This is a genomic window from Pseudovibrio sp. W64, assembly GCF_001623145.1.
Taxonomy (GTDB): domain Bacteria; phylum Pseudomonadota; class Alphaproteobacteria; order Rhizobiales; family Stappiaceae; genus Pseudovibrio.
Genome location: NZ_LMCI01000038.1, coordinates 425,779 through 452,151, shown reverse-complemented (window position 1 = coordinate 452,151; position 26,373 = coordinate 425,779). Strand labels below are relative to the sequence as shown.

The 26,373-nt window shown below is 50.4% G+C and carries 20 protein-coding genes, 1 pseudogene and 1 riboswitch; of the genes and pseudogenes, 9 read left to right on the top strand and 12 right to left on the bottom strand.

Translation table 11 applies throughout. The features are described 5' to 3' along the window. Positions 1 to 5: 5 nt before the first annotated feature. The 4 genes from PsW64_RS18610 to katG form a co-directional block, all read right to left on the bottom strand. Complete coding sequence (locus PsW64_RS18610; protein ID WP_063304529.1) at positions 6 to 698, bottom strand: thiamine ABC transporter ATP-binding protein; 693 nt, start codon at positions 696 to 698, stop codon at positions 6 to 8. Next, complete coding sequence (locus tag PsW64_RS18605) at positions 685 to 2,232, bottom strand: thiamine/thiamine pyrophosphate ABC transporter permease ThiP (RefSeq protein WP_063304976.1); 1,548 nt, start codon at positions 2,230 to 2,232, stop codon at positions 685 to 687. Before PsW64_RS18605 ends, PsW64_RS18610 begins: the two co-directional genes overlap by 14 nt. Further along, on the bottom strand, positions 2,208 to 3,200 hold the full coding sequence (gene thiB / locus PsW64_RS18600; protein ID WP_208980877.1) for a thiamine ABC transporter substrate binding subunit: 993 nt from the start codon (positions 3,198 to 3,200) through the stop codon (positions 2,208 to 2,210). The genes PsW64_RS18605 and thiB overlap by 25 nt, the downstream gene beginning before the upstream one ends. A gap of 21 nt (positions 3,201 to 3,221) precedes the next feature. After that, a riboswitch (TPP riboswitch) is annotated at positions 3,222 to 3,328 on the bottom strand. 116 nt (positions 3,329 to 3,444) lie between these two features. Beyond that, entirely contained in the window at positions 3,445 to 5,622 is a 2,178-nt protein-coding gene (gene katG, locus PsW64_RS18595) for a catalase/peroxidase HPI (protein ID WP_063304528.1), read from the bottom strand. Positions 5,623 to 5,948: 326 nt separating this feature from the next. Here katG and PsW64_RS18590 point away from each other — a divergent pair, with 326 nt between their 5' ends. Then, a complete protein-coding gene (locus PsW64_RS18590) occupies positions 5,949 to 6,977 on the top strand; it encodes a hypothetical protein (RefSeq protein WP_208980876.1) in 1,029 nt (342 codons plus the stop codon). Then, positions 6,978 to 7,508, top strand: coding sequence for an L-serine ammonia-lyase, iron-sulfur-dependent, subunit beta (locus tag PsW64_RS28000; RefSeq protein ID WP_208980875.1), 531 nt, complete (start codon positions 6,978 to 6,980; stop codon positions 7,506 to 7,508). It abuts the gene before it with no gap. Positions 7,509 to 7,954: 446 nt separating this feature from the next. Here PsW64_RS28000 and PsW64_RS18585 read toward each other — a convergent pair whose 3' ends face one another. Continuing rightward, on the bottom strand, positions 7,955 to 8,176 hold the full coding sequence (locus tag PsW64_RS18585) for a hypothetical protein (RefSeq protein WP_063287743.1): 222 nt from the start codon (positions 8,174 to 8,176) through the stop codon (positions 7,955 to 7,957). A gap of 352 nt (positions 8,177 to 8,528) precedes the next feature. Between PsW64_RS18585 and PsW64_RS18580 the strand changes: the two genes are divergently transcribed. The 3 genes and pseudogenes from PsW64_RS18580 to PsW64_RS18570 form a co-directional block, all read left to right on the top strand. Further along, a complete protein-coding gene (locus PsW64_RS18580; RefSeq protein WP_082831161.1) occupies positions 8,529 to 8,975 on the top strand; it encodes an RrF2 family transcriptional regulator in 447 nt (148 codons plus the stop codon). Positions 8,976 to 9,316: 341 nt separating this feature from the next. Next, on the top strand, positions 9,317 to 14,626 hold the full coding sequence (locus PsW64_RS18575; RefSeq protein ID WP_063304527.1) for an autotransporter domain-containing protein: 5,310 nt from the start codon (positions 9,317 to 9,319) through the stop codon (positions 14,624 to 14,626). Positions 14,627 to 15,026: 400 nt separating this feature from the next. Next, positions 15,027 to 15,595 (top strand): annotated as a pseudogene (locus PsW64_RS18570) (IS110 family transposase); the annotation flags it as partial. Between the two features lie 560 nt (positions 15,596 to 16,155). Here PsW64_RS18570 and PsW64_RS18565 read toward each other — a convergent pair. From PsW64_RS18565 to PsW64_RS18540, 6 genes are all read right to left on the bottom strand, one after another. After that, positions 16,156 to 16,962, bottom strand: coding sequence for a hypothetical protein (locus PsW64_RS18565; protein WP_153042392.1), 807 nt, complete (start codon positions 16,960 to 16,962; stop codon positions 16,156 to 16,158). 90 nt (positions 16,963 to 17,052) lie between these two features. Beyond that, positions 17,053 to 17,691, bottom strand: coding sequence for a bifunctional 4-hydroxy-2-oxoglutarate aldolase/2-dehydro-3-deoxy-phosphogluconate aldolase (locus PsW64_RS18560; protein WP_063304525.1), 639 nt, complete (start codon positions 17,689 to 17,691; stop codon positions 17,053 to 17,055). A 77-nt stretch (positions 17,692 to 17,768) separates the two neighbouring features. After that, a complete protein-coding gene (locus PsW64_RS18555) occupies positions 17,769 to 18,965 on the bottom strand; it encodes an L-dopachrome tautomerase-related protein (protein ID WP_063304524.1) in 1,197 nt (398 codons plus the stop codon). A 28-nt stretch (positions 18,966 to 18,993) separates the two neighbouring features. Then, complete coding sequence (locus tag PsW64_RS18550; RefSeq protein WP_063304523.1) at positions 18,994 to 19,923, bottom strand: sugar kinase; 930 nt, start codon at positions 19,921 to 19,923, stop codon at positions 18,994 to 18,996. A gap of 55 nt (positions 19,924 to 19,978) precedes the next feature. Then, positions 19,979 to 20,635 carry an RraA family protein gene (locus tag PsW64_RS18545; protein WP_063288110.1) on the bottom strand — a complete coding sequence of 219 codons (657 nt, stop codon included), beginning with the start codon at positions 20,633 to 20,635 and terminating at the stop codon, positions 19,979 to 19,981. A gap of 26 nt (positions 20,636 to 20,661) precedes the next feature. Next, positions 20,662 to 21,621 carry a C-terminal binding protein gene (locus PsW64_RS18540; RefSeq protein WP_063304522.1) on the bottom strand — a complete coding sequence of 320 codons (960 nt, stop codon included), beginning with the start codon at positions 21,619 to 21,621 and terminating at the stop codon, positions 20,662 to 20,664. A 213-nt stretch (positions 21,622 to 21,834) separates the two neighbouring features. On the opposite strand from PsW64_RS18540, the gene PsW64_RS18535 reads away from it, so the two are divergent. The 4 genes from PsW64_RS18535 to PsW64_RS18520 all read left to right on the top strand — a co-directional run bounded on the left by PsW64_RS18535 (position 21,835) and on the right by PsW64_RS18520 (position 25,489). Then, a complete protein-coding gene (locus PsW64_RS18535) occupies positions 21,835 to 22,812 on the top strand; it encodes a TRAP transporter substrate-binding protein (protein WP_208980874.1) in 978 nt (325 codons plus the stop codon). A 53-nt stretch (positions 22,813 to 22,865) separates the two neighbouring features. Then, positions 22,866 to 23,408, top strand: coding sequence for a TRAP transporter small permease (locus PsW64_RS18530; protein WP_082831160.1), 543 nt, complete (start codon positions 22,866 to 22,868; stop codon positions 23,406 to 23,408). 2 nt (positions 23,409 to 23,410) lie between these two features. Beyond that, positions 23,411 to 24,718, top strand: a complete 1,308-nt coding sequence (locus PsW64_RS18525) for a TRAP transporter large permease (protein ID WP_063304521.1) — start codon at positions 23,411 to 23,413, stop codon at positions 24,716 to 24,718. Positions 24,719 to 24,835: 117 nt separating this feature from the next. Next, positions 24,836 to 25,489 carry a GntR family transcriptional regulator gene (locus PsW64_RS18520; RefSeq protein ID WP_063288113.1) on the top strand — a complete coding sequence of 218 codons (654 nt, stop codon included), beginning with the start codon at positions 24,836 to 24,838 and terminating at the stop codon, positions 25,487 to 25,489. Positions 25,490 to 25,521: 32 nt separating this feature from the next. On the opposite strand, the gene PsW64_RS18515 is transcribed toward PsW64_RS18520, so the two are convergent. After that, the coding region (locus tag PsW64_RS18515) for a LysR family transcriptional regulator (protein WP_193757823.1) at positions 25,522 to 26,373 on the bottom strand (852 nt) is incomplete at its 5' end.

Below are 26,373 nucleotides of genomic sequence, written 5' to 3'. Positions count from 1 at the left end.
CTTCCCTACCCCAAATACTCTCGCAATGCTTGCGGTGGGTTGTTGAGCAGTTGTTGGGTTTCAGCAGGTGGGTGCGCTGATCCGTCCGCGACGAGGATTGCTTTGTTCGTGATGCGGCGGGCATCTTGTGGGTCATGACTGACCATGAGAAGCGTCGTGCCAGTTTCTGCAACAAGGTCTGCGACCAGGTCCAGCATCTCGGCTTTAAGCGCTGGACCAAGGGCCGCGAAGGGTTCATCGAGTAACAGCAGATCACGGTGCTGAACCAATACACGGGCAAGCGCGACACGGCTTTGTTGGCCACCAGATAGTTCAGCTGGTTTGCGTGCTCCCATCCCCGCCAGACCGACCCGCGCAAGGGCTGCTTCTACTTGTTCTTGCTCAGGTTTTGAGAGCTTTCCGTTAGGCCGCAAACCGAGGGCTGCGTTTTGAGTCGCGGTTAAGTGCGGAAACAGATTGCCATCCTGAAACAGCATGGCGATTGGGCGTTTTCCCGGAGCCTGCTTGGTAAGCTCTTGTTCCTTCCAGAAAATGCGTCCTTGCGATAATTCACGGAACCCGGCAATAGCCTCAAGCAGGGTTGATTTTCCTGCGCCAGATGGGCCAATGACGGCAACGCTGCTGCCAGCTTCAACATGCAAGTTGGCCTGCAATTGGAAACGGCCATTTGCAATGAGACAAGAGCTAAGCTTCAGCATGCCAGCGACCTCCCCGGTCTAAAATCCAGAACAGTGCCATTGAAAGCACAAGCAGTAAAAGAGCTCCGCCGGCTGCTGCCTGCATTTTGTATGCCCCCATCAAGCGGTAAATCTGTAAAGGCAGCGTTGCAATTTCCGGATCTGCAAACAGGGCAATCACGCCAAGGTCTCCCATGGAAAGTGCTGCTGCAAGCCCCGCAGCAAATCCGATCTGTGGCCGCATGCGTGGAATGAGGACACGTGAGAAGAACACCCAACCTTCCATATTCAGAGACAAGGCCAACCGTCCATGTCGCGAAACCGTATCTCGTGCAGCAGGGACAAGAATGCGAAGTGCAAACGGCAATGCCATCGCCGCGTTGACCAGTGCCGTCACAGGAAGAGCAAGGTCAGACGGGTTTGCCCACGGGCGTATGATGATAAACAAGCCCGTTCCGATCACCAGTGGAGACGCTGCCAACCCCAAAATTCCGACAAGCTCAACCACGCTATGTCGGCGAACGGCAACGGCTGCTGCCATAGGCAATGCGAACAGCAACAAGATCACCGTGCTGGCCGCAGCGACAGCAACGGAAACAAGCGCCGCCTTCAACACAATAAAGGGCACCAGAAACAGACCGCTAAGGCCTGAAAGAACAACGGCACTGAGCGGCAAAAGCAAAAAGAATGTTGCAAGCAAAATCCAGAAGGCGTCTGCAACAGGTGCACCACCATCCCAGCGCCGGATCGCTCGGTCCAGTCCTGCACCAAACCCTTCACCGCGCGAAAGCTTTAGGGCTGCAAAGGCTGCTGCAGCAGTGAGCGTGAGTTGCAATGCAGAAAGCAGCGCGGCCCGTCCAAGATCAAAGTCATATGTAAATGCCTGATAGATCGCCAGCTCAATGGTTGTCGCCCGTGGCCCACCACCAAGTGTCAGAGCAACAGCAAAGCTTGTCAGGCAGATAGCAAAGATCACAGCCAGTGCACCGGGTAAAATGCGCGCGAGCATGGGGAGTTCGATCAGTCGAAACAGAGCTTTTCCATCACACCCCAGCTGTGCAGCAAGGCGAAAACGCTCTGAAGGGATTTCTTGCCACCCTTGTAAAATCAATCGGGTTGCAAGCGGAAGGTTGAAGAAAACATGAGCCAGCACAACACCGTGGAGGCCATAAATGCGAATGGGTGAAGCACCAAAATAAACAAGCACATCAGATATCCAGCCCGCACGGCCAAACACCTGTAGTAACCCAAGAATGGCAACGATAACTGGTAGAATGAAGGGGGCACCGAGCAGTGCAATGAGCAAACTGCGGCCCGGAAACCGCCGTCGCGCCAGGGCGCGCGCAACCGGCACTGCCAACGCAACACTGATCACAGCAGAAAGCACGGCCTGCGTGAGCGTAAACTTGAGAGCGGCCCAATCGGAAGAGGAAAAGCCGTGACCCGCTTCGGCTCGCAAGGCAACCGCGGCCAACGTGCCAAGTATGAGTGCCGCGACAAGAAATGCCGCGGCAACACCGGGAAGCGAACTTACTGGCTGAGCGCTTCTAGCCATTCCGGCAGAGCCTCACGTCTTGCAGCAGCAGCTTCTTCAGGCTTAAAGAACAAAGCTTTTTCAGGCACCTGCAGAGTGTCGAACCCAGCAGGTAAACCACCTTTTGGTGTCACAGCTGGATACATCCAGTTGGTTGTTGGAATGATTGTCTGGAAAGCATCTGAAACCATGAAGTTCAGGAACTTGTCTGCCAACTCTGGCTGATCAGTCCCGGCAAGCTTTGCCGCTACTTCAACCTGCATGTAATGGCCTTCTTCAAACGCGGCAGTGGTTTTGCTGTTATCTTCCTCGGCAATCAGGTGGTAAGCCGGAGACGTGGTGTAACTGAGCACCATGTCCGCTTCCCCATCAAGGAATAGACCGTAGGCTTCTGACCAACCTTTTGTAACCGTCACGATGTTATCGGAAAGATCCGCCCAAACATCAGCAGCTTCGTCTCCGTAAGCCGCTTTCACCCAAAGCAACAACCCGAGGCCGGGTGTAGAGGAGCGTGGATCCTGAATAAGGATCTTGGCATCACTCTTCGCAAGCTCGCGGAAGTTGGTTGGTACGGTTTCGCCAGCCTTGTGTACGAAGGCAAAGTAGCCCCAGTCGTACGGCACAAAGGTTTCGTCAGCCCACTCCATTGGCAGTGTATATTGGGCTTCAACAGAGTGTGGTGCAAACAGGCCAGTTTTCTTGGCAGTCTCTACCAGATTGGTGTCCAGACCCAGCACCACATCGGCATCTGAGTTTTTACCTTCAAGACGAATGCGGGAAAGCAGTGCTGCGCCATCTTCGACGCCAACAAGTTTCAGGTCACACTCGCATACAGCCTCAAACGCTTCTTCCACTTTTGGGCCTGGGCCCCAGTCAGAAACGAAGCTGTCGTATGTGTAAACTGTCAGTTGAGGCTTCTCAGCAGCCATCGCTGATGTTGCAGTGAGTAATCCCGCAGCAATTAACAGATGTTTCAAGTCATCCTCCATTGCGGCGAGAGGGCAAGGATGGGTGAAACCGGTACCCTTCCCTCCGCCGGTTCTAGCCGGTTCAGGTTCAACGGGTTCGCCACTAAAGCATCTCAGCACGACAAATACGCGCACCCCGAGGTCAAGCGGTTCTTAACCGGAAAAACACAGAAGCGCAACTGGATATAGCTGGGATGGAGAGGGCACCTGTAGGGAGTTGCAAGAAGAAGCCCGGGCAGTTCCCTGCCCGGACTGGTCGCATTTATTAGGCTGTCAGGTCGAAGCGGTCGGCGTTCATGACCTTGGTCCATGTTGCCACGAAGTCGCGAACGAACTTTTCGTGGTTGTCATCCTGAGCATACACTTCAGCATAAGCGCGCAGGACTGAATTGGAGCCAAACACAAGGTCAGCACTGGTTGCAGTCCACTTAGGCTTGCCAGATTTGCGGTCGCGGATCTCATAGGTGCCATCTTTGAGTGGATGCCAGCTGTTGTCCATATCGGTCAGGTTGACGAAGAAGTCCGTTGTCAGCTGACCTTCGCGGTCCGTGAAGACACCATGCTTTGAACCGCCATAATTGGCACCAAGAACGCGCAGGCCACCAACAAGTGCAGTCATTTCCCAGCCAGTGAGACGGAGGAGCTGAGCACGATCCAGCATCATCTCTTCCGGGCTAACAGCGTACTCTTGCTTCTGCCAGTTACGGAAGCCATCAGAAATAGGCTCCAATACAGAGAAGGATGTCGCGTCTGTCATCGCATCTGTTGCATCACCGCGACCAGAAGCAAATGGAACTTCCACGTTGAAACCAGCTGCCTTGATGGCATTTTCTACACCAACGTTGCCTGCCAGCACGATCACATCTGCGACTGAGGCTCCTGCCTGCGCTGCAATTGGTTCAAGCACAGCCAGAACTTTGGCAAGCCGGTCTGGCTCATTGCCAACCCAATCCTTTTGAGGAGCAAGGCGGATACGAGCACCGTTGGCACCACCGCGCATATCAGAACCGCGATAAGTTCGTGCGCTGTCCCAGGCGGTTTTGATCAGGTCTTCATTGCTCAAACCACTTGCCGCAATTTTTGCTTTCAGCGCAGTAACATCATAGTTGGTGTTGCCTGCTGGAACAGGATCCTGCCAGATAAGGTCTTCTTTCGGCACATCCGGGCCAAGATAATTGGCTCTCGGTCCCATATCGCGGTGGGTCAGCTTGAACCATGCACGCGCAAACGTATCTCTGAAGTACTCAGGATCTGCGATGAATTTCTGACAGTACTCATTGTAGATCGGGTCAACCTTCATCGCCATGTCCGCATCCGTCATGATCGGATTGTGACGAACAGACGGGTCTGTTGGATCAACAGGTTTGTCTTCTTCCTTGATGGACACCGGTTCCCATTGCCATGCGCCGGCAGGAGATTTTACCTGCTCCCATTCATGGCCGAACAGCATATCGAAAAAGCCCATATCGAATGTGGTTGGGTGTGTGGTCCACGCACCTTCAATGCCAGAAGTAAAGGCATTCGTTGCTTTGCCATCCTGTCCGGGGTTAGACCAGCCAAATCCCTGCTCTTCAAGACCAGCGGCTTCCGGTGCGACACCGATGTTATCGACGGCACCGCGTCCATGGGTCTTACCAACGGTGTGACCACCGCACGTCAGCGCAGCAGTTTCCTCGTCATTCATTGCCATACGAGCAAAGGTTTCGCGGATCTGATCGGCTGTTTTTTGCGGACCGGGAACGCCATTTACGCCTTCCGGGTTCACGTAGATCAAACCCATATGGGTTGCTGCAAGCGGGTTTTCGAGCGTTGAAGGGTCATCCAGATCGTCATAGCGCTCTTCACTGCGTGCAAGCCATTCTTTCTCAGATCCCCAATAGGTGTCGATCTCTGGACCCCAGATATCCTCACGGCCAAACCCGAAACCAAAGGTTTTCAGACCCATGGAGTCATAGGCGATAGTGCCTGCGAGAATAATCAGATCAGCCCAGGAGAGAGTGTTACCGTACTTTTTCTTGATAGGCCAAAGCAAACGGCGGGCTTTATCAAGGCTTGCGTTATCAGGCCAGGAGTTAAGCGGAGCAAAGCGGATGTTGCCGGAACCGCCGCCACCGCGACCATCTGCAAGACGATAAGAGCCAGCTGTGTGCCACGAAAGGCGGATCATAAGGCCACCATAATGGCCCCAATCCGCTGGCCACCAGTCCTGACTGTCGGTCATGAGCGCATGAACGTCTGCCTTCACCGCTTCAAAGTCGAGTGATTTGACAGCATCATGATAATTGAATCCTGGGTCCATCGGGTTGGTACGCGCACCATGTTGATGGAGGATGTCGAGATTCAAAGCATCAGGCCACCATCGGGTAACCGGCTTATCCATCGATGTATTCGCGCCATGTACCACCGGACAAACACCGGCTGTCTTGACATCGTTACCGTGCATTGCTGTCTCCACTATCTAATTTGGCTCTTGCTGGTTTTGACGTAGCGTTTACCTTAAGCGGTGAGACGAAACGATGCATCCAGCAAATTCTAGACTGAATATAGGTCGCCAAACACATTAAGTGAAATTGCATCTTCTGCACATATCAATAAGTTTTTCTTATTGTATAAATTTGAAGGTAAACGAAGGTGCTTAGATTGCTCCTCTGAGCTCTCCTCATCACACACGGAAACGCTTTTCGCGAGGTGAGGAAAGCATCAGGTCTGCCCTTCAATGCATCAGTAATCCATGTAAAATATCACATTGTTTTTCGCGGAGAAATTTGCATGAGCACTATCAGTCTTCTTAATTCCATAATTGGTCCGGTGATGAGAGGACCCTCGAGCTCTCACTCTGCAGCGCCATACTTCATAGGAAAGACTGTCCGCCAACTTTCCCTTTGTGATGGTGATAAAATTGTGAATGTTGAAATTGCGTTCGATCCAGAGGGCTCATTTGCCCAAGTCTATACCAACCGAGGCAGTGACGAAGGCTTTGCTGCAGGCTTGATGGGAGAAGAGGTCACCTCACCTAAATATCGACAAGCTCTATCTGATCTGATGAACGGCAAGCCGTTTACGCTAGAGATCAACATTAGAAATTTAGACACCAACGATCATCCAAACCGAGTGGAAATTGCAGTCACGGTTGAAGACAGCGAAGGCGCACTTCGGGAAGATCACTTCAAAGGCCTTTCAATAGGCGGCGGGATGTTCAAGCTCGATAGCTTTAACTCTTTCGCAATTGATGCGACTGGGAGCGATTTTATACTTCTGCTGGAATGTGGAGACAATTCATCTCTTCAGCAGCTTCCCTCAAATGCAAAGGTACAAGCTCGTGTCTGTGCAGGTTCAAAGAATAGCTACCAACTTATTGAGATCAAATCCAGTTCGCCACTATCACCTCAACAACCAGAGTTGAAAGACATGATAGAACAGAGCTGGAAGGTCAGGTCCTGCACACCTGTCCAATTCTCTGTCCACGACGAGGCCCCTCTTTTTGCCAGCCCAAAGGCTTTGGTCCAACAAACCAGCAGAGGACACGGTCTTGCAGATCTTGCTTTGTCCCTGGAAGCCAAACGGTTAGGCTTGACTGAACCCCAAACACGAAAAGCCTTTGCAGACCGCTATGATGTGATGATGGACGCAGTTCAGGCAGGCCTAGCGCTTACCAATCAATCATCCAATATGAAGTTCCTGAAACCGAGCGCAAAGCAGGTTGGTGCAGCAAATCCCGTGGAGATTATCGGCTCACCATTCTTGCAGGATGCGCTTAGCGCTTCTCTCGCAGTTATGGATGCAAACGCAAATCGGTGAGTGGTTGTCGCTGCTCCAACAGCTGGAAGTTCTGGCATCATACCGGGCACGCTATATTCCTTGAAACAACAAGGTGTTGATCGTGAAAGGATTATCGACGCCCTTCAAGTCACAGCACTTGTGGGAGCTGTTTTTGCTGAACACGGAAGTTTTGCCGCTGAAACGGGAGGATGCTCAGTGGAGACTGGTGCTTCAGCCGCAATGATCTCAGCTGGATTGGTCCATCTGTTTGGAGGAACAGCACAACAAGCCTTTAATGCGGCATCACTTTGTCTGATGAATACGCTTGGTTTGGTTTGCGACCCAGTTGGTGGGGAAGTGGAAATTCCCTGTCATGCGCGCAATATCGCTGGGATCGCGCATGCGCAATCGTCTGCGGTTGCTAGCCTTTCTGGTTTTGACGCTGTTTTGCCATTTGATGAGATGGTCATCAGCACACAAAAAGTAGGCAAACAAATGCACTCTGACTTGCGCTGTACAGCTCGCGGTGGATGTGCGGCAACACCGACCGCCTGTGCAATGTGCGGATGAGGTTGATCCATAGATATCAATTCCTTAACCGCTAATACTCCCCTCAATCGTCTCCTTACAGCTGTTCAGGAGCTTTATCATCTCGGAGGTGTCTGGGTTACAATCTGAGGCGGCTAGCGCATCAACCACCATCTGCCGGACGGCGCGTTAATCGGCGACATTGACTTGCCAGCTTCACGCTCAACCGTGCCACCTTCGATATCAAGAAGCTGGACACCCTCTACATCACCAGCGCCTGCCTCCCAGCCTACCCAAGACTCCCGCCTGTAAGTCGGGTGAAAAGGACATTCATAGATCGGATTTTGAGGTGAAGAGGGAGCTCCTCTCACCCTTTTCAAACAAACCAGATCAGGCCGAGCCAGATCCAGAGGGGGGCTGGGACTATGGCCCAGATGAAGATGGCGGGGAGGTACTCGTAGATTTTCATGGGGCTCTTCCGAATTCCGTCAGATCAATTCAAATGCTTCTGCCAGGGTCACAACGCAGGCGACTGATATGCCGAGTGTTACGAAGACACGAATGTGTTTGAAGAAGGCTAGCTCTGCCTTGGGTTTCACGCCGGAGCCATATCCTCTGCCATCCAGGTAGATGCTTGTGATCATGGTCAAAAACAGTAGGAACCAGAGAGCAACCAATCCTTCTGCGATCAAGACGATGGCGGGCAACATTACAGGTCTCCGTAGTTTAAAAGGTTCAGAGCAGGCGGTGGCACATCAGAGCAATCAGTGTTCTTTACGAGGAAGAAATTGACAGCTTAATTCAATGCCAAACACTGGTGAGACAGCCCCTGCCCTCTATCGTGACAACTTTTCGATTCATAATATCTATTTCATATATATCTTTATCATCGCACATGACAAAAGACATATATTATTTGCATCTTTTCTTAGAAAGAGCTGAATTGACACTAAATAATGTTTTATTTCATACACTTAAAATATGCACAGCATCACATCGCTTTCGGTGTTCAGCACTCTCTGATTTTATGATATACGCACGATATATCTTTGGAGCATCACTATGCGTTTAAATCAGGCAAGCGATTTTGCTTTGCGACTCGTTATGCAATGCGCCATGCAACCAGACATTCTTCAGCGCATCGATCAGGTCGTTTTGCAGCAAGGTTTCTCACGGGGCCATGTAATGAAACTCGTCAACCAACTCTCCCGTGCCGGTATTCTTGAGACCATGCGTGGTCGTGGTGGAGGGTTTAAACTGGGCCGTCTCGCACAAGACATCAGCGTTGGAGATGTTGTCCGCGCGGTAGAGAATGATTTTGCCGTAGTCGAGTGCCTGCGACAGAGCGAGTGTGGAGAAATCCAATGCTGCTTCCTCCCCTCTTGTCGCCTCAAACCGTTGATGCAAAGAGCATCCAGCGCCTTCCTGAGCGTGCTCGATGAAATGACAATTGAGAGTGCAGTTATCGATTTGCCCGTACCAGTGGCTTTGGCAGCACAAGAAAGCTAGCAGGAAGAATACTTCTGAAACTCTATTGATCTTCTCATATGTATTTTTGACCAATCCTATATTGAGTTCACAATTAAATCTAATTTAACAAATAAAAACTCTATTAATGACTATATTCGATTCAGTTAATCTATAGCTCATGAGAATAGTATTGCGTATCACTTCATAGCTCCTCAGTCGAATACAGCATAATTGTGTAGCGCGAAGAAATCTTAACGGATTACTAATGTGATTACTCACACTGAAGCTGCGTTTTGCTCTGCGCAGCCTTCGGTAACGGCTGTGCTCGACTGAACAACTGTCTCAGAACTGCTGTAACTGGCAAATGTGTGAGGGTTGAAATGTGGTATAGTGAGCGTCTTCTGGGAACAACTGCACTTGCAGGCCTCGCGTTTGCCTGTCTGTTCAGCCTTCAGGTGGAACGGGCAGATGCACAGACGGTTATTACCGGTACCATTAACAACCCTCCCTTCACAATCAATGGCTCAAATGGTTTACGCATTGGCCAAAACGGTTCTGATGGAACATTGAATGTATTCGCTGGAACCACAGTCCCCATCGGGCAACTTGTAGAGATTGGCGTTGTGAACGCGAACGGCACATTGAATGTTTTTGATAGTGCGGTGGTTTTCCAATCAGGCTCGTTCGCGTTCATAGAGGTTGCAAACGGCGTCAACGAGGGCACCATAAACCTTTACAATAACGGCCAAATTTTTGCTCCCACATCTGACATGGTTTTAGAAGGTAAAGGCACCATCAATATAGGTGGACAGGAAGGCGCTGGTGCTCTTGCCACCGGTTTCCTGGAAGTCGACGACCTTTACATGCTGAACGGCTCAAAAATTGTGATCAACACCACGAGCACGGGAGGCGATCATCTAGTCGCAGATCTAACCTCAGTCACTTCGGGCGCTGGCGAAGTCCTTTTTGAAAATGGCTCCACTCGCCTGATTGGAAACAACAGCCAGTTTTCAGGAAAAATGTTCTTTGATGAAGGTGCAACCGTCACGTTCACAAGCACCAATGCAGTTGGAAATACACAGCTCGACTTTGTCGGCGGCACTTTTGTTTCAAATAGCAGCCTAACCGTAGAAGGCGACATTGAAGTCACCAATGTGGGCGCTACAAACGATGCAACCTTTGCAACCTCGTCAGGCAACCTCACCCTTGCAGGAGATATGTTTGGTAACGGCAAAGTCAGGTTTGAAGGCAATGGCGTAACCATTCTGTCGGGCAACAATTCCTGGACCGGCGGAACGGACATTAATGGCACAGAAGTTCAGTTTTCAAACGCGTCCAATCTGGGCAACAGCGCGATTGAACTGAACAGCGGCCACCTCACATTTACCGGCTCTACAGCAACAATCAACAACCTCATCGATCTGGATGGAACCTCCTCAATTGAGGTTGGCACGAACGACACCCTCACTGTCAGCAATGATATCAGCGGGTCTGGTCGCTTAAAGAAACTGGGCAACGGAAAGCTCGTTCTTGATGGAGCGGGTAGCAACTTCAGTGGTGGGCTGGATCTGGCAGACGGCACCGTAGAGTTTGGAGCAGCTGCCAACATCGGCAGCGGAAACATCATCTATTACGGTGGTGATCTAAGCTATATTTCTGGCTCGGATGCAACCATATCAAACACGTTTGAGATGCATAATGACGGCAATCTTGACGTGCAATCAGGTCGTACTCTGACGATTACAGGTAACATCGTTGATGGCGGCGGTTCACCCGGCAAACTGACCATCGGCTCCGGCGGCACAGTTGACCTGCAAGGCACCAACACATTCTCAGCCGGTCTGGTCGTTCACGAAAACAGCACAGTTGGCTTCTCGGACTCTGACGATCTTGGCAGTGGCACTGTTGAACTCGACAACGGCAACCTCACCTTTAACGGAACCACTGCAACGATTAGTAACCTGATTGATCTGGACGGGATATCATCCATGACAGTTGGGTCCGGTGACACGCTCACCGTCAGCAATGATATCAGCGGGTCGGGCCGGCTGAAAAAGTTTGGTGATGGAACGCTGGTTCTTGGTGGTGCGGGCAGCAGCTTCAGCGGTGGGCTGGATCTGGCAGACGGAACTGTACAGTTTGGAGCAGCTGCCAACATCGGCAGCGGAAACATCATCTATTACGGTGGTGATCTGAGCTATGTGTCCGGCTCGGATGCGACCGTCTCAAATACCTTTGAAATGCACAATGACGGTACCCTTGACGTGCAATCAGGCCGCACCCTCACAATCACCGGCAACATCGTTGACGGCGGCGGCTCACCCGGCATGCTGACCATCGGCTCTGGTGGTACAGTCAATCTGCAAGGGACCAACACATTCTCGGCAGGCCTTGTCATTCAGGAAAACAGCACTGTCGGTTTCTCAGATTCCAATGATCTGGGCACTGGCACAGTTGCACTCGATAACGGTAACCTCAATTTCACCGGAACCTCCGCAACAATCGCAAATACGATTGAACTGTATGATGATAGTAGTCTTGACCTGCAATCCGGGCGCACTCTGACAATCACAGGCAACATCGTTGACGGTGACGGCACACCGGGCTCCTTCACCGTCGGCTCCGGCGGCACAGCCAATCTGCGAGGAACCAACACGTTCTCAGGCGGTCTGATCGTTCAGGAAAACAGCACAGTTGGCTTTGCAGACTCCGATGATCTGGGCACAGGTGCAATTGAACTCGACAACGGTAACCTCAATTTCACCGGAACAACCACGACGATTGCCAATCTGATTGATCTGGATGGAACATCATCCGTGACGGTGGGCTCTGGTGATACCCTCACTGCCAGCAATACCATCAGTGGTACTGGCCTGCTGAAGAAACTCGGAGCAGGAACGCTGGTTCTGGGTGGAGCGGGCAGCAGCTTCAGCGGCGGTTTGGATCTGGCAGCCGGTACTGTGGAGTTTGGAGCGGCAGCCAACATCGGCACAGGTGACGTTCTCTTTTACGGTGGTGATCTGAGTTATATTTCTGGTTCAGATGCGATCATCGCCAACGATTTCAAGATGCACGATGACGGTACGCTTGATGTGCAATCCGGACGCACCCTGACACTGACTGGTGACATCACAGATGGCGGCGGCACACCGGGGTCTCTCACCATTGGGTCTGGCGGTACGGTCAACCTGCAGGGCGACAACAGTTTTTCCGGTGGCCTCATTGTTCAGGAAAACAGTTCCATCGAGTTTACCGACCCGGACCGCCTTGGGCTTGGCACAACCACCCTCAACAATGGTAACCTGCTCTATCAGGGCTCCACAGACGTCAATCTCTCAAGGATTGCTATCGCCAGTGGCACAAGTAACACAATCGACATTGATGACAATACGGTCGATCTGGAGATCTCCTCCAACCTTTCCGGCTCAGGCAACTTGTCCATCGATGGTGGCCAAACAACCACCCTAACCGGCACCAACAGTTCATGGACCGGTGATCTTGGCGTAACCGATACCGAGTTGATCTTCAATGACGGCACCAACATCGGCAACGGCAATGTCGGCATCACGCTGAACTCCTCAACTCTGACCTACACCGGCGGCAGCACGGTCAACATCAATGAACTGGCGTTTTCCGGCGCCGGGAACGTGGTTGGAGCGACCGACATCGTTGGCCAGATCAACATCATGTCCGGGCTGACCGGTTCAAATCAGGTTACCTTCACCGGCCCGGGTGAAGTCAATCTGCTTGGCGACAACTCAGGCTACACAGCAGATATTGAAATCGACACCGGCACGCTTGGTCTGGAAGGCTTTTCTACCTCGGCCATTGGGTCTGGCAACGTGATCGTAAATGGTGGAACTCTTTTCTATCTGGGCACAGGCAGCGAAACTGTTGATACGACCAAGCTGCAAGTGAACAGCAATGATAATACCATCGACATGGCAAACGCAGGTGCAACCCTCACCTGGACCGGAGATGCCACTCCCGGTGGAGGTACCTTCCTAAAGAACGGTGCAGGTACGCTTATACTATCAGACGGCACCAAATCTCTGGTCAGCTCCACCATTAACGGCGGCACCATGCGGATTGGTACGTCCTTAACGGATAGTTCTACTCTTTCAGGTGATCTGACCGTGAACGCCGATGGTCGGCTCGAGGGGTACGGCACAGCCAGCGGCAGTGTGACACTTAACGGGGGCATCATCGCACCCGGAGCGTCCTTCGGTACAATTACGCTCGGCAGTCTGGACGCGACTGGCACTGGCGGCACGTTGGAAATGGAGATCGGCTCTGATCCTGTATCTGGAATGGCAAACGCGGATCAGATCCAGATCCTCGCAGGTGGTAGCGTGGACCTGAATGATGTTGCGCTTGATCTCGTCAACGTCATGGGTCCAACACCGGTCAAAATCGGCGATGAGTTCGTCATTATCGACAATCTCTCCGCTCCAGGGACAGAGCCACCGACAGGCACATTCAGTTCAGTCAGCCACGATATGTTTATGCTTGATGTAAACGTGCTCTACGGTATTCCCGGAGACGGTAACGACGTTGCGATCCAGTTCATCCGAAGTTCCAACAACTTCAATGGCCTGGCAGATACACGCAACGAACATTCAGTCACTCTGGCGCTTGATACTATCAATGAGAGCGGCGATCTCTTCACACAACTTGCGCCCATGAACAATGCTCAGATTAAAGCTCTTCTCGACCCTCTCGCTGGTGAGATCAACGCTTCAACCCGTGCAATCCTTCTTGCCGACAGCCGCTTCCTGCGACAAGCGGTGAATGACCGCCTTTACAAGGCCCACAGTGCTTTTGCTGCGGACGTGGATGACAACACCGTTTCCCGCACGGTCAGCAACTTTGCGATGTGGGGACAGGTCTACGGCAGCTGGGGGCAATTCTTCTCCGATGGCAATGCCCGCACCACAGGCAGAAGCGTCGGCGGCGTTCTGGTTGGTGTTGATGCGACCTACTTTGACATGGTGCAGCTGGGTGTGGTTGCAGGCTTCGGCAGAACATCCATCGACATCAGTTCCATCGACGCCTCATCTGACAGTGACAGCTACAGTGTCGGCGGCTACGCCAGTGCCAATCCGATCGACAACGTCAAACTGCGCGGAGGTGTTGCCGGTACATGGTACAACATTGCAACTGATCGCGATGTAAGCCTCTTCCCGGAAGAAACACTGTCATCTGACCAGTTCGCCGGTTCTGTGCAGGTGTTTGGTGAGCTTGGATACACGTTGGAAAGCACCTACGGCAATCTGGAACCTTTTGCAGGAGTTGCCTATGCTTACCTGTCTGGTCCCGGCTTCAATGAAACCGGCGGTGCAGCAGCACTCAAAGCAGATGGACAGTCCAACTCCCTCACTTTCCTGACGCTGGGAACACGCGGCGAGTTTGACCTTTCCAACTACCTTTATGGGGACACAAGCTTTGTTGGCTTGGCAGCCTGGCAATACTCTTCCGCTGATACGCTCGACTACACCCAAAGCTTCATCGACAGCGGCAACCCCTTCACCGTCGCCAGCGTCCCAATCGCCCGCAACGTGGCCCTGATCGAAACCGGCCTTGAATCCCGGCTGGCCGAGCACATCCAACTCAACATCAACTACTACGGCCTCCTCGCCGACCAAACCCTAGACCACGGCGCCAACGCAAGACTATTCGTGCAGTTCTAAACTAAGAAAAGGAGTGCGCTCAGAAGTGTTGAGCAGCTCTTAAAAACTGCCTGATCTGTTTGCCATTTTGCGTTAAGCTCGAACTGACGCGGTCTAGTTCTTCATTTGGCTCAAGGTTCGCCTTGTTGGAAACAGCTCGACGGCCTGGCTGTGGGAGGAAAGTAAATTACCACTCTAAATAGAGAGATTTTCTTCGCTTTTCACCTCAAACTCAAACAAAATTCATTCTCCCCGCGATAAAGACGAAATCGAAATTATGGTTCGATTTCATAATGACTTAGCTAACTTGTGCACAATCCTTGATGGAAGCATTTGAGTGTCCGGTAATGGGGTGGACCGCCGGTTCCCCCGAGGCGCAGGCTCTATAGTGATCCTGTTCTCATGAAACCGGAGCAGTCCCATGACCACAGAACTTCTCTCCGTCGGCATCGACATTGGCAAAGACACATTGCACATCGTGGGTTCAATGATGATGGTAGCTAAGCTTTTCGGAAAAAGATCAAGCGTCTGTCCCTCGTGGCTACGTTCGAGAAGCTGCCGCGCTGTATTGTGGGCATGGAGGCGTGCATGAGTGCGCATTTTGTTAGCCGAACATTACGCAAACTGGGGTTCGATCCGCGTATCATCGCCGCCAAATACACTAAGCCCTTCGTCAAAGACCAGAAGAACGATTACAACGATGCTGAGGCTATTGCTGAAGCTGTGCTGCGGCCCAATTTGAATTATGTGCAGGAAAAGAGCCAGGATCAGCTCGATCTGCAGGCTCTGCACCGGGTCCGGTCCCGATTGGTCTCGCGTCGCATCGCCACCATCAACCAGATCCGGGCCTTCCTGTTAGAGCAGGGAATTGCGGTGCGCACAGGCAGCAGCAGCCTGAGAAACTCTCTGTTCGCCATTCTCGACGATCGCGCCAATGAGATTTCTTCGCGCATGCACGACATCCTGATCGGCCTTTATGAAGACTGGCTAGAACGGGCATCCAAGCGAATGCATAAGAAAAAACTGGCCCTCGCCCTGGCCAATAAGCAGGCAAGGATCGCCTGGAGTGTAATGTATAATTGCACGGAGTTTGACAACTATACAACTGACATGAAGGCTGATCTAATCAGAACCTCCTTAAAAGTTCGCGACAGAGCATAAGCATGGAACGGAAGAAAGAACGCACCCAAAGTCAGAGAGCCATAATGGCTCTAAGTAACCTGTTCAGTAATTAGACTGTAGGTACGTGCGTATTACCATCAAGGCCACGGCCCGCGTATCGATAAACAGGTTGGATACATAGTAACGACTTCAATATTTAAAGTAAAAACTCTCTTGCGAAATGCAGGCGGTCCATACATATGGCCCATACTTCTAGACATTCTTGGCAAGTAGCAGCTGATCAATAGCTGACATACGGCTTAATTGTAGGAATACTCGGCCAGAGCACGTTTCAATCATGAGTTGATTTTGATCGATTTGTTGCGACGTGACCGTTGAAGCCATTCGTTTCGCTTGTGAGCACCAATATTAGGGGTTCTCTATTGGCTTCAAGAGAAAAATAAAGCAACTGCGACGATCATTCCTGCTGCAATCGATAGTTTTCGTGGTGGTGATAGAGTTGAGGGAGCAGGCGTTGTGCGGAGGAATATGTAGGCGAGGGCGACGCCAAAAACACCTCGAAGGGATTGTGCGACATTGGCTTGTAACACACCGCTGCTTTTGAAGCCAAGAACCAGCAGTGTAACAGCCATCAACCAAGTGACGGAAATCCATTTGCATTTGAAGACGAGGTGGTGATCAACCTTGCATGGAAGTGCCGAGATGAGGCAGATCAACCCACAGAACAGATAGTTGATTGAGACAGTAACCCATACCTGATCTAACTCGGAAAAATTCTGCAAAGATTTCGAGTATTGGGTGATCGAGTGATCTGAGATGGCATATCCCAAGCATGCAAGTGAGATCAGAAGTAGAGGCACCCAATCGATCATTCCTGCGCTTTTGGAAAGGCAAATAGCAAGAACAAGAATGCCCAACACCGCAAATAATTGCTGAAGGTTTAGCGTATCACCCAGCAACACGAAGCCGAGTGCTGCTAGAATTGGTATTTTTAGAGTAAGCAGAGGAGAGATTATAGAGGCTCCGCTTTTCTGGAGTGCTGCCAGAAGTAAAACTTGTGCACCGATATAGGGGATGTTGACCATCAGCAGAGGAACCACATGATCAAAGGACACAGTGCTCCAGAGCTGAAAACCAATAAACGGGATTGCTGCTAATATGCCCATCCCGATATGTACGGCAATGATGATCTGAGTACCTGTGGCATTGACGTTATCCTGGCATTTCTGTGTCAATACATAGTTGAGAGCCTAACAGAAAGCACCTGTTATACTGGCAGTTAGCCCTACATCCATAATTTTGGATCCCCAGTAACTTATCGGAAACTAGTCGGCTATGTTGCTAGTCAGAGCACGGGCATGACGTATCAGGCGCCCAACTTCCGGCCAATCATGAGTTGCCATTAACTTAGGATCCACCATCCATGAACCACCGCAACAGATGACGGAAGATAGTGCGAGGTAATCGTTGACGTTCGCGGGATGAATGCCACCAGTCGGCATAAAGCGAAGGTCTTTGTAAGGAGCTGAGACTGACTTGAGCATTTTGATACCGCCTGCTGCTTCTGCGGGAAAAAACTTCAGCGTTTTCAGCCCAAGATCAAGTGCCTGTTCCATCTCACCTGGCGTCATAGCGCCAGGAATGACATCCAAATCGTTATTAAGGCAGTAACTTATGGTTTGAGGATTGAAACCTGGAGAAACAATCATCGAAGCGCCCGCATTAGATGCAGAGCGAGCTTGCTGACTGTTCAGGACTGTGCCCGCAATCAAAAGAAGCTCTGGGAATTCTTTTGCAAAGACTTCGAGGGATGCGAGAGCGGGTTTCGTTCGCAAAGTTACTTCAGCGACGGGTAGGTCATTGACAATCAGTTGCTCAGCCAGAGGTTTGACTTGCTCAAGTGATGAGATTTGAATGACTGGAACGACTTTATAGGCTTCCAGTACACGGACTTTACTGTTCATTTCGATTCCAGAGTTTTTTTTGGGGGGGCCAAGTTCAGGAGAAAAACTCCCCCTGAACTTGCTGGCATTTGTCCCTATTAAGGCTGCAAGTAAGATTTCTTGCCGACCTTCAAACGCCAGATCTTGAAATTAGAGGTTTCAGGGTTCTCAAAGTTCATATTCCCATCCACCCAAGTGTGCAGATTGTTGGATGTGATATAAAGATCGCCATTCGGTCCCCATGCCAATGTATCTGGCCAAACCATGGTTTTGTCATAGGCGAGACGAGTGACGTCACCGGTTTCAGCATCACGATGCATGAGTCCGTTGAGTGTCAGGCCTGTCATGTAAAGGTTTCCATCCCGGTCGGCAGTCATGCCATCAGTGTTGGAAGGTAGAGTAGTCACAACACGAACACTTGCTTGCAGCACATCTTCAGAACGGCTGAAATCACGCAGCAAAGCGGTCTCGATAGCATACAGCGTGTTACCGGTCAGATTAGTCCAGTAAAGGGTCTTCTTATCACCGGACAGGGCGATACCGTCAGCACCTGTTAGCATAGGATTTTTGGAGAGTACTGGTTCACCATTGATGTTGAAGAAGAAGTTCTTCTCGTTATTGGTGAACTTGGTACCAGCAAGAACCCGGCGCGCTGTATTTGTGTTACTGTCATAGACAATCAAGCCGCCATCCAAGGGCTGACAGAAGATTCCTGAATCGGTGATGTAAGCAAAGCCGCTATCGTTATCGATGGCAAGATCATTCAGGAAAGAGCATTTACGATTACTGTCTTTTTCACTGAACTCATAACGTTGAACTTCTTGGTCCTTATCAATGTCCCAAAGAACAAGCTTCTCATCACCAGCTTTACTGGGCTGACCTGCAACATGTCCCTGGTCCAGGATCCACATGGTGTTATTGCGATCAATCTCAAAGCCTAGAACAGCTTTCAATCCCTTGGCATTATCCATGCTGTTCATTTCCCCAGAAGGATATGGAACAAGCACTTTTCCTTCCGGGGTATCTTTCAATTTAGAAAGCGTTGCTGGGATCTCTGGGCCACCCCAGCGAGCAGTTGACACATACAAATTGCTTTGCCTGTCGACTTTTACGCCCTGCATCAGAGATTTGCCGAAAAGCTTACTGTTCTCCCAGGTGGTTCTTACTTGTGTATCCTGCACTTCGTAAGGAAGTGAGTTCCATTCAGTAACGATTTCCAGTTTTGGACCAGCCAATGCTGTAGATGCAACAAGTGAGAGTACAGCTGCACCAAGCAGCTTTGAGACGATCTTCATGGGTTCTCCCTTTCCTTAGAAGTCCGCTTTACGAAATGTTTTCTTGAAAAGCTGCGACTTGTGCCGTAGTAGGAATTGGCACAACTGCGCCGTATCCTGTTGTGGTCAGCGCTGCAGCGCAGTTGGCATAAACCAGCGCCTCACGTGGGGTTTTTCCAGCAACAATCTGACTGAAAAATGCACCGGAAAAACAGTCTCCAGCACCGGTCGCGTCAACAGTCTCAACCTTGTGGCCTTTTGCTGTGAAGCGTTCACCGGTGGTTGCGACCATTGCACCTTCTGGCCCCATCTTGAGCACAACGGTTTTTGCACCAAGATTTAGGTAGAAGTCCGCAATTTCGTTTGCATCATTGAGCCCCGTCAGCAGCTGCGCTTCATCAAGGCTCGGCATGCAAAAGTCGACATGGCGGGCTGTTTCATGAATAACTGCTCTTGCACGATCCAAAGTCCAGAGCTTGAGGCGTAAGTTGGTGTCAAAAGAAACCAACGTATTGTGTTTTTTCGCCAGTTCAATGGCCGCAAACACTGCATCGCAAGAGCCATTGCTGATGGCATGTGTGATCGCTGATGTGTGCAAGAGTTTAGCGTCGGCAATCAGATCCTCGGGCAGATCAGTTGGTGATACAAGAGAGGCTGCCGAACCTTCACGATAAAAGGTGAAGTGATGGCCGCGCTCATCGTGTGAGATGAAGTAGATGCCAGTTGGCGCGGTTGGGTGGCGTTGGATCCAGTCAGTAAAGACCCCTTCCGCATTCCAGAGATCAACAAACTGATCACCGAACACATCTGAACCGAGATGAGCAAACATCGCGACTTTGGCACCCTGGCGCGCTGCGCTAACGGCAAAGTTGGACGTGTCGCCACCATAACCGCTGAGATAGGAAACCGGTTTGTCCTGACCCGGAAGCTGACTAAACTCCAGAAGAGGTTCACCAAAAGAAACAATATCGATGGACATAGGGTACTCCAAAATGCGACGGCTCCTGATAAGCCACCGCTATGATCTAAGAAAATTAGATGCGGCCGTACTTGGCCAGTCCATCGCGTAGAGAGCCGGAGTCGATGATCAACTTGGCTTGCTCAAGTTCACGTTCATCAATGGACTTGGAGAGTTCTAGGACAGCTTCAACTTTGTCTTTTGGAACGCATACAACACCATCAACATCACCAATGATCAGATCACCTGGGTTGATGGTTACGCCGCCAATCTCGACAGGTTTGTTGGCATCAATAGTTTTGAAGCGACCAAGCGTGGTACCTGGAGTTACAGTTTTCGAGTAGACAGGGAAGTCATAGTCACGGCGAATTTCTGCAATATCGCGCAACCCACCATTCAGAACAGCGCCTTCATGTTTGTTTGCAACGGCACCTGCGGTCATCAAACCACCCCAGACTGCAACTGTTTCCAGAGCTTCGCAGCCGGTGATTACAATAACGGACCCTTCCTCGGACTCATCAATTGCATCAAGAGCGTGCTGAGGAGGGAGCTTCTCTTGTGTTACATCTTCGAGGATGGTTACAGCCGGACCGACAATTTTCTTCTCGTTGATACGATTTTTAATGCTGAATGGTAGGAACATCGTTTCGCCAATGAGTTGATCACATGCATCCGCGATGGATGCGGTGGAGAAAATGGCACGGTAGCCTTCGATAATATCTTTGCTGTACATGGAACTAGCCTTCAGTTTGGAGGAACTTACGAGTTGACCCAGTTCTTGGGTTGCTCTCCGTCGAACACACGCAGCACTTCAACAGCTGCTTTATGTTGGAGCTCGACGACGGATTCTTCAGTGAACCAAGCGGTGTGATCTGTGCAGATGGTGTTTGGCAAGGTGAGCAGAGGATGGTCCTTGCGCACGGGCTCTTGCTCGAAAACGTCAATGGCCGCAGCGAAAATCTTCTTGTTCTTCAAGGCATCGTGAAGAGCATCTTCATCAACCAACCCACCGCGGCCTGTGTTTACAAGCACCGCATTTGGCTTCATTTTGCCCAAAACCTCAGCATCAATCATGTGTCTGGTTTTGGCGTTCAGGGGAGCATGGAGTGAGATGAAGTCTGCTTCTGCGCAAAGCGTCTGGAGGCTGACGAGATCTACGCCCGCTTCCAGAGCCGCTTCGACAGACAATGCAGGATCGGCTACTAGAGTACGTGAGAAACCAAGGCCTTCAGTCTTTTGCGCAAAACATCGGGCAATACGACCAAACCCCACGATGCCGAGTGTTTTCCCAGCCATGCGGACCATTGGTTCAGCCTGGCCAACCCCCCATCTTCCGGAGCGTACATCTTGATCGCGGCTCGGAATTCTACGTGTAGCGGAAAGCATGAGTGAGACGGCATGCTCGGCAACGTCTTCGGACCCGTAATCGGGCACGTTGGCGACGTAGATCCCTTTGTCCTTTGCTGCTTTCAGGTCAATGTTATCTACACCAACCCCATAACGAACAACGATCTGACAGCGCTTCATGAGTGAAATTAACTCAGCATCAACCTGTGCTTCGCGTACCAGGACAGCATCTGCATCTATGATTTCAGTCTCGATTTTAGATCGGTCAGTTCCAATCGGTAGTGCGACAATCTTCGCGTTGTATTGCTGAAGTACCGTCTCTTCTTCTTCATAGCTCAGGTAACCTGGCTCAATGACCACGATCTTTTTCATTATCTGCCCCAAAAGTGACATGTTAGTTATGAGATATAAGAAAGATCGAGATTAAAAAATTGGCAAGTGAAAAATATAACACACAGGCAAATTTGTAATTTACGCCGCGTATTCGCTGTGGATAATATCATGATACGTAAATTTACGCTTGAATACCTGAGATTTCAGAAAAATATAGATAGCATAACTGAAATGTTAATCGGGAGTGTTGTTATGTTTTTGAAGAAGACAGCAATGTTTGTTGCTTTAGCGTGTTCCGTCTCTTTCGCTGGGATGGCTAATGCAGAAACGACAATTCAAGTGGGGCATGGAGCGGCTGACACCTACCACATGCATAAAGCATGGGTTAAATTCAAAGAAATCATCGAAACTGAATCTGACGGTGAAGTACGGGTAGACATTTTCCCAAATGGTCAGATCGGGGGGGACCGAGAACTGACCGAGTCAGTGCAGTCTGGTGTCATTGATATGACTGCACCTGTTGTTGAAGTGATGGCTGGTTGGGATCCGGCTTTCTCTATTCCAGGTCTCCCTTATACCTTTGCCAATCGAGCAGACGCGCTTGATGCTCTTTACGGCGAGTTTGGCGATATGCTGCTTAACCGCGTTGAAGATTTCGGCATCAAGGGTCTGGGCTGGATGGAAAATGGCATCCGCAACATTACAAGCAATGTCGGTCCAATAGAAAAACCTGCAGACCTTGAAGGTGTAAAACTGCGTACTATGCAGGTTGAAGCCCATATGGATGCCTTTGCTGCCATGGGTGCAAATCCAACGCCAATGTCATTCAATGAGGTTTATTCCGCTCTGCAGCAAGGTGTTGTTGATGCGCAGGAAAACCCTCTTGGGCATATCTATTCTTCACGCTTTTATGAGGTTCAGAAGTTCCTGACACTGTCCGGCCACGTATACTCAACACATATGGTTCTGGCCAACATGGATTTTTACAACAACCTCTCTGAAAAGAACCGGAAACTTGTCGATTCTGCTTTGAAACGTGCAATCGACTACCAACAGGATGTGATCGCCTCCGAAGAGCTGGACCAACTAAAAGCGATTGAAGCTGCTGGTGTAAATGTGACTCGTTTGAATGATGCAGAAATTGGCGCGTTCCAGAAAGTGACTGCCCCAATTCGCGACAAATACTTCGAGTTGGTCGATGCCAAACTCATTCAAGCTCTCAAAAAATAAACATAAACAGCTGACCCGGCAGGTCCCACCTGCCGGGTGATAAGGGGTGGGTTATGTCATCACTAAGGTTTATCGAGAAGAATGCAGAGGCTTATCTAATAAACTTCCTGTTGTTTAATATTGTGCTCTGGGTCTTTGTACAGGTCATTATGCGCTACATCTTCGCAAGCTCGTTGCCGTGGAGCGAAGAGTTTGTCAGGTGGTGCTTCATTTGGTTTATCTGGGTGGGGGTGAGCTACGGTTTCAAAACACGCCGTCATATTTGTGTAACTGCGCTTATCAATGGTCTGCCACCAAACGCTAAAGCAATAATTGGCATCATCACAAATCTGCTAGTCCTGTGGTGCATGGTTAAGCTGTTTCTATACGGCTGGAAGCAAGTCTCAAGCCCTATCATCACTAGGCAATCATCCATCGTGCTCTACTGGCCACTTTCCGATGTGCGGGTTGGTATGCAATGGCTTTACGCATCCTTGCCAATTGGCGCTTTGTTGAGCTCTCTACGCCTCGTTCAGAACGTGATTGTGGATCTGATTGCACTTAAAGGCCCTTCCGAGGCCACCGTTCCACTTCATTCCAATACAGGGGGCAACTGACAATGGTTTCCTTTACCCTCTTCGGCACCTTCATTTTGCTGGTTTTCCTTGGCGCACCAGTTGCAATTTGCCTCGGCTTCGCATCTCTTGTGGTCCTCGAATATCTGCCGCATACGCCGAACATTACGCTGCTGGCAAAAAGTACCGTCATGGGTGGCAACTCTTTTCCCCTGGTTGCCATTCCACTGTTTGTTTTGGCAGGTGAAGTCATGCAACGCGGTGGATTGTCCGCGCGCATCGTAGGCGCCGCCTATACTTTGGTTGGGCATTTTAAAGCAGGTCTGGCCTATGTGAATGTCTTAGCGAGCATGTTTTTTGCTGCTATCTCAGGCTCTTCACCGGCAACCGTTGCTGCAATCGGCTCTAACATGATTCCGGAGATGGAGCGCCTCGGGTACCGTCGATCCTTCTCCGCAGCAATTACTGCGGCCGCCGGTATCACCGGCGTCATGATCCCCCCAAGTATTCCGCTGATCATTTATGGTGTCACGGCAAACCAATCGATCGGGAAACTCTTCCTTGCAGGTATTGTTCCGGGAATTCTTTTTGGTTTGGGTTACATGCTGGTGGCACGATGTATCATCTCCAAAAATTTCACTCCCAATACGCATGAAGGTTCGCAGCTCGACCGGGCAACAAAGGATGTGAACATTAAGCGATCCGGATGGCGCCAGCATTCCCTGTGGGCTCTGATTATCCCGGTAATCATCCTAGGTGGAATATATGGAGGGGTCTTTACGCCGACTGAAGCAGCCGGCGTTGCTGTGGTCTATGCTCTGTTTGTTAGTCTGATTGTTTATCGGGATTTGAAATTCCGTGAGCTTGGCTCTGTCTTCCTGAACTCAGGTCTGACATCTGCAACGGTTTTGGTCATGGTGGTTATGGCCGCATCCTTCGGGCGTTTGCTCACGCTGGAACGTATCCCAGTGGAAGTCGCAGACATGATTATTCAGCTCTCTGATAATCCGATCATTGTTCTGCTACTCATCAACATCATGCTTTTGATCGTTGGCATGTTCATGGAAACAATTGCGTCGATCATCATTTTTACGCCGATCCTACTGCCGATTGTTCAGAATTTAGGCGTAGATCCGGTCCATTTTGGTGTGATCATGACAGTAAATCTTGCAATTGGGTTCTGTACGCCGCCTTTGGGTGCAAACCTATTCGTTGCAACTGGCGTAGCAGAGGTCTCCCTTGAAAGCCTTGTTAAGGCAATCTTACCATTCCTCTTATCGATGTTTGTGATGTTGATGGTAGTGACCTACTTGCCGCAGGTGACGATGTTCTTGCCTTCCTTACTCAATTAAGGACGGATGACAGGAAACTTTGCCAAAATAACAAATTGTATTATAAGGCAAATTGAGTGATGGAAGGTGATACGTATTTTCCTTCACTCTTTTTTTGATCCATTTTCTGAGATTCTGATGGCACAAGATTTGCTCAAAGATGTTGTTTACAAACGCATTCGTGAAATGATCATCAATGGCACGTTGCCAATGGGGAGCAAGCTATCTGAAACTGTTCTGGCCAAGCGACTGGAAGCAACAAAAGCTCCGATACGTGATGCCGTAAAACGGCTTCAAAGCGAAGGTCTCGTTCAGATCAAACCTCAAAGTGGCACCTTCGTTTTCAGTCTTTCTCAGACTGAGTTCAATGAACTGCTCGAGTTTCGATACTATATTGAATCTCAGGCTATGCAGCTTTCCTTCGAAAAGAACTGCAAAGCGTTGTGCCAGAGCATTCGGTACATACTGGATAAGATGAGTGTGTGCATGGAACGCAACGGCACGCTTGAATACCTGGGACTGGACAATGAGTTTCACCAGGTACTGATTGATTTTTGCGATAACGCTTACTTCGTTGAAGCCTACGCACTGATTTCTACGCGGATGGCAACCGCCAGAAATTATCTGGGTAGCAACGAGCAGCATATGTTACGTTCCTATGAACAGCACGTGAGTATCCTCCAGGCCCTGCAAAGCAACAACATTCAAGAAGCAAAAAACCTCCTTCGCAGCCACATCCTCCCAGAAAAGGGCGCCTACTGGGGTGATATCTTGCTACGCTTTAAAAACTAAATTCCCCATTCCATTACCGCACATAAATGGAACTAAGTGGCTTGTAAGGCTCCTGTTTTTTCCAAGTAGCACAGCAAGTAATCAATGAAGCGCTGCGCCAGTGGATTTTCTTCCTGTGCGGACAAATAACTTAAGACGCTAGTTACTGGCAGCCCAGGTAGGGCGCTCTCAATCACGGGAATGTCCTCCAGCAATGCAGAGGCCGGTAGAATGGAAACTCCAAGCCCTGCTTTTATGGCGGACTGTACAGCCTGAATGGAGTTCGCAGTGATTGAGATCTTCCAGTCTGAGGCCATGGCTTCCATGGCAGAGATTGCTATAGCGCGATAGCTGCATGGTTCCTGCATCAAGATCAGTTCCAGTGGTTTATCAGCTGCAGGCAGCTGCCCGCACCAAACCAGCGGCTCCTGCCATAACTGCTTGCCGCCAGAGGCCTCTGGTCCGGCGAATACCACATCCAGCTCCCCAGCATCTAAAAGACACAACAAATCAGCCCCGCCACCGAGGATCAAGTTGAGATCACAAGTGGGGTGTGCTCGTTTGAAGCGGGCCAGATGAATATGTAGGTGCTGCGGTACCAGATACTCTGCAAACCCGACGCGCAGCATGCTTTGCTCCTTGGGCGCAGAAACGCTCAACACAGCCTCATCGGCCAACTCCAAAATCTTTCGAGCATAGCCGATAAAAATCTCACCCTCGCTGGTTTGGGAAAGAGAACGGCTCGTACGCTCAAATAGTTTCACATCCAACCGCTCTTCCAGCTTGGCAATTTGCAGACTGATCGCCGATTGCGTCCGCCCCACTTTTTCTGCTGCAGCGGAAAAACTACCCTCCTCAATGACAGCAATCAAAGAGCGAAGCACAGTCAGGTCCGTATCAAGTCG